The organism is Sphingomonas sp. (assembly GCF_042091075.1).
Taxonomy (GTDB): Bacteria; Pseudomonadota; Alphaproteobacteria; order Sphingomonadales; family Sphingomonadaceae; genus Sphingomonas.
Genome location: NZ_JBELIE010000095.1, coordinates 1 through 10,640, shown reverse-complemented (window position 1 = coordinate 10,640; position 10,640 = coordinate 1). Strand labels below are relative to the sequence as shown.

General features: G+C 63.0%; 12 protein-coding genes. 4 read left to right on the top strand and 8 right to left on the bottom strand.

The genetic code is table 11. The annotated features are described in order from the left end of the window. The 8 genes from ACFDSW_RS10585 to ACFDSW_RS10550 all read right to left on the bottom strand — a co-directional run. On the bottom strand, positions 1–1,309 hold a 1,309-nt coding region (locus ACFDSW_RS10585; RefSeq protein WP_375250258.1), incomplete at its 3' end, for an acyl-CoA dehydrogenase. Beyond that, positions 1,306–2,856, bottom strand: a complete 1,551-nt coding sequence (locus ACFDSW_RS10580) for an AMP-binding protein (protein ID WP_375250257.1) — start codon at positions 2,854–2,856, stop codon at positions 1,306–1,308. The genes ACFDSW_RS10580 and ACFDSW_RS10585, both read right to left, overlap by 4 nt. Before the next feature lie 26 nt (positions 2,857–2,882). Then, positions 2,883–3,638, bottom strand: coding sequence for a 2-oxo acid dehydrogenase subunit E2 (locus ACFDSW_RS10575; RefSeq protein ID WP_375250256.1), 756 nt, complete (start codon positions 3,636–3,638; stop codon positions 2,883–2,885). After that, positions 3,638–3,868 (bottom strand): biotin/lipoyl-containing protein, encoded by a 231-nt coding sequence (locus ACFDSW_RS10570; RefSeq protein ID WP_375250255.1) that lies wholly within the window; start codon positions 3,866–3,868, stop codon positions 3,638–3,640. The genes ACFDSW_RS10575 and ACFDSW_RS10570 overlap by 1 nt, the downstream gene beginning before the upstream one ends. A gap of 19 nt (positions 3,869–3,887) precedes the next feature. Further along, complete coding sequence (locus tag ACFDSW_RS10565) at positions 3,888–4,790, bottom strand: SDR family NAD(P)-dependent oxidoreductase (RefSeq protein WP_375250254.1); 903 nt, start codon at positions 4,788–4,790, stop codon at positions 3,888–3,890. A gap of 14 nt (positions 4,791–4,804) precedes the next feature. Then, positions 4,805–5,026 (bottom strand): hypothetical protein, encoded by a 222-nt coding sequence (locus ACFDSW_RS10560; RefSeq protein WP_375250253.1) that lies wholly within the window; start codon positions 5,024–5,026, stop codon positions 4,805–4,807. An 11-nt stretch (positions 5,027–5,037) separates the two neighbouring features. Continuing rightward, a complete protein-coding gene (locus ACFDSW_RS10555) occupies positions 5,038–6,624 on the bottom strand; it encodes a phytoene desaturase family protein (RefSeq protein WP_375250252.1) in 1,587 nt (528 codons plus the stop codon). 89 nt (positions 6,625–6,713) lie between these two features. Beyond that, a complete protein-coding gene (locus ACFDSW_RS10550) occupies positions 6,714–8,066 on the bottom strand; it encodes a Rieske 2Fe-2S domain-containing protein (RefSeq protein WP_375250251.1) in 1,353 nt (450 codons plus the stop codon). A gap of 292 nt (positions 8,067–8,358) precedes the next feature. On the opposite strand from ACFDSW_RS10550, the gene ACFDSW_RS10545 reads away from it, so the two are divergent. The 4 genes from ACFDSW_RS10545 to ACFDSW_RS10530 all read left to right on the top strand — a co-directional run. Next, positions 8,359–8,937 carry a cytochrome c oxidase subunit 3 gene (locus tag ACFDSW_RS10545; RefSeq protein WP_375250250.1) on the top strand — a complete coding sequence of 193 codons (579 nt, stop codon included), beginning with the start codon at positions 8,359–8,361 and terminating at the stop codon, positions 8,935–8,937. Beyond that, complete coding sequence (locus tag ACFDSW_RS10540; RefSeq protein WP_375250249.1) at positions 8,934–9,197, top strand: cytochrome C oxidase subunit IV family protein; 264 nt, start codon at positions 8,934–8,936, stop codon at positions 9,195–9,197. Before ACFDSW_RS10545 ends, ACFDSW_RS10540 begins: the two co-directional genes overlap by 4 nt. A 16-nt stretch (positions 9,198–9,213) precedes the next feature. Further along, the gene (locus ACFDSW_RS10535; RefSeq protein ID WP_375250248.1) at positions 9,214–9,927 is read left to right on the top strand and encodes a hypothetical protein; all 714 of its coding nucleotides are present in this window, start codon (positions 9,214–9,216) and stop codon (positions 9,925–9,927) included. Between the two features lie 3 nt (positions 9,928–9,930). Then, positions 9,931–10,640: SDR family NAD(P)-dependent oxidoreductase (locus ACFDSW_RS10530; protein ID WP_375250247.1), on the top strand; the 710-nt coding region annotated here is incomplete at its 3' end.

Genomic DNA, 10,640 nt, shown 5'->3' with positions numbered 1-10,640 from the left:
CGCGCCCAACCTCCTGCACGAAGGCGAGCTGGCGTTCGAGATCCCACCCGCGGCCGCCGTGCTCGACCGGCCATGCACCAGCGAACCACCCATGCGCCCGAAGGACCTTTTGCCAGGCGACAAAGTCATCCTTGCCGAACTCCAGACCACGCGCGGCCTTGTCCATGATATCCGGTGGCAGGTGTCCGGCCACGAAGGCGGCGACCTCCTTCCGAAACGAGTCTAGGGGATCATTTGGGTCGACGATGCCAGCAAGATCGCCAACCTGCGCGCGATGCGCCGCCGCGCCGCCGTGACTTGCCCGAATAACAGCCAGCCGTCGAAGGTAGTGGCTGATGTCCAGTTCGTCCGACACGCCCATCCCGCCGTGCATCTGCACAGCCTCGTGGGCAACAAGCCTGCCGCTATCGTCTGCCAGCGCCTTGGCGGCGTAAGCCGCGCCTAAGTGCAGCCCGCGATCCACGAACCCGATCGCGCGCTCGACCAGGGCGGTCGCCCCTTCCAATGCCGCCTTCATGTCGGCGACGCGATGCTGCAGAGCCTGGAACGTCGCAAGGGGAACGCCGAATTGCTTTCGGACAATTAGATAGGCGCACGTTCGTTCGAGCATCGCCGCGGCGATCGCGACCGTTTCTGCCGCCAGTCCCAGCGACACGCGCGAGATCGCCTCGCCGAGATACCGCGGATCGAGGTCGAGCCGCTGTGCGCGACAGCGATCGAGGTACACGGTTGCCGTGGACGCGCCGTCCATCGAGCGCATCGGTTCACGCCGGACACCGTTCGCCACGGCATCCACCAGAAAGAGAGCGTCCTCGCCGTCGACCGTGGCGGAGACGATGAAGGCGTGGGCCAAATCGCCATGTCGCACAGCGGGCTTCTCGCCACTGATCCGCCAGCCATCTGCATCGCATTCGCCGAGCGTGCCGCGCGGTGCGAACGGGTCAACCCCCTCGTCGTGCGCCAGGACGACAACGCGGCCCCCCGCGACGATCGTCTCGACATCGTGTCCGGCAAGATGCAGCAAGCGCGCGGCTACCGCCACGGCGAGCAACGGTTCGACCACGAGGTGACGTCCGGCTGCCGCCATCACGACGGCGAGATCGCGCGCTCCGCCGCCGAAGCCGCCTGCCTCCTCGGGTATCAATGCACCCAGCAGCCCCTGCTCCACCAATGTGGGCCACAGGGCCATACGGTCGGGGTTCGCAGTGCCCAACCGTTGGCGGCGCGCCTCGAAATCATTGGCCTCGGCCAGCAGCCGGTCAGCCATATCGGCGAGCATCAATTGCTCGTCTGTCCGGGCGAAGTTCACTGCGCCTTCTCCTCCATGGCCATGAAGGCAGAACGGAGAACGCCGCGCTGAACCTTGCCAGATGCGGTGCGCGGCAAGGTCACGCCGAAGGCAATCCGCCGGGGAATCTTGAAGGCGGCCAGGCGCGTGCGGGCGAAATCAATGAGATCCTCCGCGTTTATGCTATGTCCCGGCCGCAGTTCGACCGCCGCCGTTACCCCTTCGCCCCATCTCGCGTGCGGCAAACCGAATACCGCGCAATCGGCTACCGCCGGATGGTCGCGCAATGCCGCCTCCACCTCGGCGGGATAGACATTCTCGCCGCCGCTCACGATCATGTCCTTGATCCTGTCCGTCAGGAACAGGAAGCCTTCCTCATCCAGGCGGCCACCGTCGCCGGTACGATACCAGCCGTCCACCATCGCCTCCGCATCGGCATCCGGGCGACGCCAATAGCCTGCGGTCAGACTTGGTCCGCGGATCCATATCTCGCCGGGCACGTCGGGCGGAAGCAGCGCGCCTTCAGGGTCCCGGACGCTCAGCTCGAAGCCCGGCAGCGGTCGCCCGACTGAACGCAGGAGATGCGGTCGCGCGGGATCGTGCAGCGCCGGCCCCAGTACGGTGGCGCTGCCGCCGACCTCGGTCATGCCGTAATATTGCAGGAAACGACAACCGAGCGTCGCGACCGAGCGATCGAGCAATTGAGGGTCCATCGCGGCCGCGCCATAATGGATGCCGCGCAAGGTGGACCGGGTCAGGCCGCGCGCATGCATTTCGTCGATCAACCCACGCACCAGCGTGGGCACCATGAATGCGCGCGTCACCCCTTTCTGGCCGATCGTATCCAGCATGGCAGCGGGGGCGGGATTGTCGCTGACGATCAGTGGCACGCCGCGCACGAAGGCGCTCAACGCCCAGGACAAGCCGCCGATATGGAAGTTGGGGAGTGGCGACAGCAGGATTTCGTCGTCACCCCAGTCGTCGAAATGACCGCTGCATCGCTCCGCATGGCGCTGCGCGGCAAGCGCGAACTGGCTCGCCAGCGCGCCCTTCGGCCGCCCCGTCGTACCACTGGTATACAGCAGCAGCGCCGGCGCATGCGGATCGCTCGGCGTAGCGTCCGCCGGAATGCTGTGATCCAGCAGGTGCTGCAATCCATCCGGCCCGGCTCCGTCGACGAGGATCACCGGCACCTGTCCATCGCTCGCCGCCTCGACCACCGGCAGGAATTCGGTGTCAGCGAACACCAGGCTCGCGCCGGAATCGTCCAGCACGTGGCGGGTTTCCGCAGCAGTGTTGCGCCAGTTGACCGGCACCAGCACCACGCCAGCACGCATCGCCCCGAACAGCACGGGAAAGAACAGGTCGCGATTGCGCCCGTGATAGGCGATACGATCTGCGCGCGCGATACCACGGTCGCGCAACAGGCGGACGACGGCATCGCTCGCACGATCGAGGGCGGCGTGCGTCCATCTCCGTCCGTTGAACGACATTGCTGTCGCGTCGGGCGCGCGCTCGGCATTGATGCGCGGATAATCCGCCGGCAACCGCATGGAGCCCGTCTCCAACAGACCACCTGACGATTGCGCCCCCGTCATATGAGCAAGGCCGGATCGGCGAAGGCGCGACCGATCGATTGGACGAAGCGTGCCGCATCGGCGCCGTTGATCACGCGATGGTCATAACTGAGCGACAGAGGCAGCCGCTTCGCCCAGGCGATGTCGCCGTCGCTGCCGCGAAACGGACGCTCCTGAATGGCCAAGGCGCCCAGCACGGCAACCTCGGGCGCGTTGATGATCGGCGTGAAGGCCGTGCCACCGATGTGACCGAGTGACGATAGGGTGATGCACCCACCTTCCATGGCGGCCATCGGAAGGCCCTTGTCACGCGCCCGGGCAGCAAGCTCCGCGAGTTCGGCACCGATCTCACGCACCGTTTTGCGATCGGCGTCACGGATGACCGGGACCAGCAACCCGCGCGGGGTGTCAACGGCCACGCCGATATGAACGTAGCCCTTTCGCACGATCTGCATACCGTCCGCCGAAAGCGCGGTGTTGAAGCGCGGGTTCTCCGCCAGCGCGATCGCCATCGCCTTCACCAGCGGCGCCACCGGCGTCAATTTCGCCTCGGGGTGCGTCGCATTCCAGGTCGCCCGCCGCTCCTCCAAGGTCGTGACGTCGACTTCGTCATGATGCGTGACGTGCGGGATCGTCACCCAGTTTCTGCCGAGGAACGCGCCGGTGAGCCGCTGTATCTTGCTCAGCGGCTCCAGCTCGACCGGGCCGAAGGCCGAAAAGTCGGTATTCGGCATGGGGCTCAGCCCCGCCAGCATGGACGGGACGTCGCGCATCAGTCGATCTCGCCCAGGACGGTTCCAACGGGATAGGTCTCGCCGACCGGCTTCAGGATACGGAGCGTCCCGCTCACTGGCGCCTCGACTTCCTGGGTCGACTTGTCACTTTCGAGCGCGAACAGCGGCTCCCCGGCGACCGCCTGCCCGCCATCGGGAACGAGCCATTCGACCAGTTCCCCCTCGTTCATGGAAAAGCCCAGTTTGGGCAGCAAGATCTGCGTTGTCATGGTGTCGCCCGCCTCTTTGTCAGGGGTTGAGCCAAGTGTTTCGGTCGATGCCCGCGTTGGCCCGCGCGAACCCCGTGATCCGCAGCACATCGGCACCGATTGCGGCGGGATCCTTCGACGCCTCCATCTGTGGACCATGCTGCCAGCTTTCGATCACCGAATAGCCATAGCCCCATGCCTCGAAGATGCGCCCCGAAACGCTGCTGGCTTCCGGGCTGGCCAGCCACGCGACCAACGTTGCGATCCACTCGGGGTCGCGACGCGCCATGCGCTCTTCGCTTTGGCCCTGGCTCAGGCCGGCCGTCATGCGGGTTTCCGCGCGAGGGGCGATAGCGTTGACCGTCACGCCGATCCGGGCAAGCTCGCGCGCGGCGAGTTGCGTCAGCGTGGCGATACCCCCTTTTGCCGCCGCGTAATTCGCCTGCCCGATATTGGCGAACAGGGCCGAATGCGAGGTCGTGTTGATCACGCGGGCGTCGACAGTCCGGCCAGCCTTGGATTCGAGCCGCCAGTGATTGGCAGCATGATGCAGCGGGGCGAATGTACCCTTCAGATGCACCTTCACCACCAAGTCCCATTCATCCTCGCTCATATTGACGAGCATACGGTCGCGCAGGATGCCGGCGTTGTTGACCAGGATGTCGAGCCGCCCGAACGTGTCGACCGCCTGCGCGACCATCTCCTGCGCGGCGTTCCAGTCCGACACGTCAGATGTATTGACGGCCGCGTCGCCGCCCATCTTGCGAATGGCCGCGACGACTTCCTGCGCGGGGGTTTCATCCACCCCCTCGCCGGCAGCCGACGATCCAAGATCGTTGACCACGACCTTGGCGCCCTGCTCCGCCAGCTTCAGTGCATGCGCGCGACCCAGCCCACGGCCAGCGCCGGTCACGATAGCGACCCGCCCTTCCAATAGTTTCATGTCTCTTCCCCTGTTCAGCGTGAGCGCTTGTAGAGCATCCGCGCGGCATGCAGTTTCGTGCCCGCCGACATGATTCCCAGCGCTTTGCGGATCTCGGCTGGCTTGACGATCGCGCGGATCGGCATCGCCCCCATGATCGTTCCTTCCACGACGAGATTGTCGCCATCGGGATAGATGGCGCTGACTTCCATCAAGTCGGAATTGTCGGTGGCGTAGAGTTTCATCGTTTTGCTCACGTCGCGCATCCTTAAAAGGCGGGGAACATGGTTTTGAGATCCATGCGCATATCCATGGCCATACGCATCGCCGTCGCGCGCCCGCCGAACGTCACCGTACCACCGGGATGCATGCAAGGGCCGGCGAGGTAGAACCCCGTAAAGCCGGGTACCCGATATTGCGCCAGCTCTGGCGTCGGGCGACGGCCAAGCAACTGGCCCACCGTCGAGCCGATGCCGAAAATGTCGCCGTTCATCATGCTCGCGGAATGATGGTGATGATCGAGCGGTGTCTCGATGTGTCGGGCGATAATTTTGGAGCTGTCGATATTGGTGACGTTCTTCAGATACTCATCCAGGATCGCGTCGGCATAGGCCTGCCCGTTCTCTGGCCGCGCCCATGCTTCCAGCCCGCCGTCCGCGAGTGCCAGAGGCGCGAAATGATAGAGATAGAGGGCTGACTGCCCGCTGGGCGCGCGCGACGGATCGCGGCGGGTGTGGTTGATCGCCAGTGGGCTGAGACAGCCCTGTGGGATACGCCCGTATTTATACTCGTCGAAGACGCGGCGCACACGTTCGACGTCCTTGTGGACGAACTCGACGCACATCACGTCGTCGAACTGGTCGCCCGCGGCGAAGCGCGGCGGCTCGGACAAAGCGATCTGCTGGTTGATCGCGCCATGGTTGGACAGATGAACCCGCCGCGCCGCGCTCGCGATCTCGGGATCGACATCCGGCAGCCAGGCGCCGAGCTTCCATGGATGAACATTGGCGACCACGGCATCGCGCGCTTCGATCAGCTCGTCGCCGACCCATACGCCGCGGACTTCACCCGAGCGGATTTCCAGCTTCGTCACCTCGCTCTCGGTCCGCACCTCGCCACCATGCGCCGCGATGCAACGCAAAAGGCTGTCGACGATCGCCCTCGCCCCCCCGACCGGGGCCGCGCCGTCCTGGGTATGCGCCATGCCGAACAGGTTCCACAGAACCGCGCCGGTCCCCTTCACGTCCGGCCCCTCCATCATCTCCGCGCACCATTTCAGGATGTGGAGCTTGACTTCGGGTGTCTCGAAGAGATCGTCGATGACCTCGTAGAAGCTTTTGAAGAAGGCAGCGGCGATGCGTCGCCCCAAAGCGCTGGATTCCAGCATCCCGAGAAAGCTGGCCGTCGGCATCGGTGGGGTGGCCGCACCACGCGACAGGATCGGCAGCACGCTGATCGCATCCAGCGCAAAAGCCCGATAGGCATCGGCATCCTTGTTGGAAAACTTGGCGATTTCCGCACAGCTGCGATCGAGATCGGTGAAAGCCGTGATGTGCGTGCCGTCGTCGTAGATCGTGCCGAACCCTGCAGGATATCTGACGAATTTCAGGCCGAACCGCGTCGTCAATTCCAGTTCATTGTCTTTGATCGCCGGGTTCGACATCATCGGATAATAGCCGGTCGAATGCGGATCATGGATGAAGCCGGGCGCGATCTCGATCGACACGACGCCGCCGCCGCATTGATCGTTCTTCTCAAGAACGAGCACCCTCTTGCCCGCCTTCGCCAGATAGGCCGCGGCCACCAGGCTGTTACTGCCCGCCCCAACAACGATGATGTCGTATGCCAAAGCCACCCTCTTCCCTCATTGCCGACACTGCATGCCATCTACATAGTACGCAGGCAAACCATTTCGCGCGCGTTCTGGATCGCGCTGCCGCCCGCTCAGACGTCGAGCAGGCGACCAAGCCGCGCATGGAACGCCCGCAGTCGACATTCCTGATAGGCACCGAAATGCACCTGACCGCGCCCCGGGTCGCCGCCTTCGACACCCCGCTGGATCAAAGGCAGATTGCCCATATCCTGGTCGAACACCTCATCGAACAGACCGAACCCGGCCTGCCGGTCACGATAGGTCTCGTCGAAGTCGAGTTCGAGCATCGGCGCCTTCGGCGGCCGCTGGCCACCGGCCGGCAGCGGTAGCAAGAAGCGGACGTCCATCACGCTTTCGCGCGGATCGTCGCCGAACGGCATGAACTGATACCAGAGCGGCGCCCCCTCCCCAAGCCAAGGGAAGAAGTTGGGAAACATGAAATACTGGACCGCGTCGAGCATCCACGCATCGGACGCGGCGGACGCATCGTTGCCCGTCATCGCCTGCAGCACCTGGCGACGATAATCTGCCGCGAAGGCACGATCGAGCGTCGGGATGGAGTCAAAGTCGGGCAGCGGCATCCCCGGGGGCGTCACCGCGATGATCGTCTCCATGATGGCACGCCGGACGTCGGCCTCATCGCCCAGCTCGGGACTTGGCACGGCGGACGGCGTGATCGACCGACTGATCTGACTGCCTGCATCCTCCCATATATCGTACTGGGTTGAGCTATCGCCGTTCCAGGCCTGCGCCTGCGGATGGGTTTCGGAAAGATGCCAGCCCTCCATGAAGGCTTCCATCGCGAGTTTCCAATTGGCCCGCACCTTCTTGCGCACATGGACGGCGGTCCAGCGATTGGCATAATCATAATCCGCGAAATGCTGCGGCAGGACACCCAGGGCCGTTTCCAGCGGCTCCGCCGCCGGATCGGGATTGATGAATATGTTTCCACCCCAGGTTGCGCAGCGCACCTCGGTCAGCGCGAGCGCAGCATCGGGAACGCCGGAAAAGTCCCATCGGCCGGGGATCACCGAGGGAGCGCCGTCGGGCGTCCAGCTCCAGCCGTGAAATGGGCACCGGATATGCGCGCCCTCACCCCGTCCCGTGCACAGGCGCGTTCCGCGATGGCGGCAACTGTTGTAAAATGCCCGGATCGTGGTCGCATCGCTGCGCACGATGATGAAGGACAACGTGCCGACGTCATAGGAGAAGCGGTCGCCCACCGCGGGAATGTCCTCGCTGCGCCCGACGACCTGCCAGGTCTTCTTCCAGAGATGCTCCATTTCCGCGGCAGCGAATGCGCGATCATAATAGCGGCTGCGATCAACGCTCGGCGCGTCGACGCGCCATTCGCCGACTGCCGCGAACGCCTCGGGAACCGGGCGCGTATCGTTTCCGAGCAACACCGGGTAAAGCGGGCTCACGGCTGTTGCCCGGCCTTTGCTGACACTGTCGGTTTCGAGTTGCACACCCGCTCTCCTCATCGCGACGGACCTGCGCCCGCTCTCATCGAATCAAGTACCCTAGCATACGATATTGTGCAAGCATGAGTGTCGCGAGATTTGACCGGAGGCGCTTCCTTCGGCTCCTATGCCCGGCACGTTGTACCCACGGGAGAGCTCTGAAACCGACTTGCCAAAACCCGGATAAGTTAGCTATCGTACCATTAGGGTCCAACGCATCAACCCAGGACCGGACTGAGAGGATGATCCGACGGTGACGATCCGGCCGGCCAAGCCACCTTCGCTCACGCCACGGATCCCCGGCGATCCTGGCGTATGGGTGCTGATTTTCGGCGACCTTTTTGTGTTTGCGCTCCTCTTCGCGACTTTCGCTTATTATCGCGCGCAAACTCCCGCGGTCTTCGTTCAGTCCCAGCGGACACTCAGCCAGGCTTCCGGCATCCTCAACACGCTGCTGCTGCTGTCCAGTTCATTGCTCGTTGTCTGTGCGATAGCGTTCAATCGTCGGGAGAATTTCCGCGCGGCTCAGCGGTGCGTCGCCGGTGCGATCGGCCTGGGATTCGGTTTCGTCGCGTGCAAGGCGATGGAATATACCGCTAAGATTTCGTCGGGCCATTACCCGGTAACTAATGACTTCTATATGCTCTATTACGCGCTGACGGGCATTCATCTTTTTCATGTATTGGTGGGTTTGGGTGGGCTTGCCTATCTTCGAGTCCTGATCGCAAAACCAGCGACGCACAGTCCTTTCACGGAATCCCTTGCGTTGTTTTGGCACATGGTCGACCTGCTATGGGTAATACTTTTCGCAATCCTGTACATGCATCGATGACGATCCACGGCGCTATCACCACATGGCTGCTCCTCTTGCTGCTGACGGCCTTGTCCTATGCCACCTGGCTCGACACGCGTTGGGCTGACCAGCGGTTGGCAGGATCACTCGTGATCGCCCTGGCAATGGCGAAGGCGTGGCTGATCGCAAGTCGCTTCATGGAATTGCGCGATGCTTGGTGGCCGCTACGCCTGTTGATGATGATGTGGTTGCTGCTCGTCGGTGGCACGCTGATATTTTTGTTTGGCTGGGCATCATGATAAAGGGGAGGATGACGTGACGGTATCGATTTCGGCGCAGCGAGCACTGATCTGGTGGTCGCTCACATTGTTGTTTATCTTCATGCTCAGCTTCGTCTTCCTGTTGAGGATGGTCCCGCTTCCACCGGCGACGTTGACGGCAAGCCAGGTCGCGGAGATTTACCGCAACAATAGTGGATCGATACGGATCGGCGCTGTAATATGTAGCTGGGTCGCCGCGTTCATGGTGCCGCTGGCCCTGGTGCTATCGATTCAGATGAAACGAATGGAAACCGGGTGGCCGATTTGGTCCGTCCTTCAATTCGCGGGCGGCTGCCTCATGTCAATGTTTCTAGTATTTCCTCCGCTATTGTGGGGCGTTGCCGCGTTTTCACCAGATCGTCCCGCCGATATAACACTGATAATACATGAACTGGCCAACTTGACGCTGGTTACGACGGACCAATATTTCATCTTTCAGTTCGTCGCGCTGGCGGTGGTGAGCCTTACGGCACCGCAAGATCAACTCTCCGCCTTTCCGCGGTGGTTCGGCTATTACACGATCTGGACGGCCTTCATGTTTGAGCTTGGCGCCTTCGGCTTCATCCCCCGCACCGGCCCGTTCGCGTGGAACGGCCTGTTCGTATTCTGGATTCCGCTATCGATCTTTTGCGCATGGATCATCGTCGCCAGCACCTTGATGCTGAAGGCCATCGGGCGTCAGTCCCGCGCCTTGACAAAGGGGATCTGAGCCGTGCCGACCATTCTGATCACCGGGGCCGGCAGCGGCATGGGTCGGGAACTCGCGCACCGCGCCGCATCGCGCGGCGATCGTGTGATAGCGGCACTGCTGCCAGGAGAGCGATGCGGTCTGGAGGGCAATCCCGCCGTCTCGATCATTACCATGGACGTGGGCGATGATGCGTCGGTGGAGGCTGGCTTCGCGAATGCCCAATTGAGCGAGTCCGGGCTGGATTGTGTCGTCCATTGCGCCGGCATTTCGCTATCGGGTGCGGTCGAGGTTGAGCCGCTGGACACCCTGCGTCACGCATTGAACGTAAACACGGTCGGCTCCGCGCGGGTATTGCGCCAAGCGCTGCCGCTGATCCGGCCGACGCATGGCCGGATCATCCTGTTCGCCTCGCTTTGGGGACGGGTCGGCGGCCCGATGCTGTCCGCTTATTGTGCGTCCAAACACGCCATCGAAGCGATCGTCGATTCGGCTCGTCGGGAAACCCGCGGACAGGGTATCGACATTATCCTGATCGAGCCAGGCGTCGTACGGACCAACATGGTCGAGCAGACAGTGACCGGCTCAAGATCGGGCGCCAATTCGCTGCCTGAGCGCTATCGCGCGCTTTACGGCGATCTGTATCAGAAGTTCGCGCGCATGATCGATCGTGAATCCACCTGTCAATCGGCGTCCAAAAAGGACCCCCTATCGGCGTGCAAAAGGGACCCCCT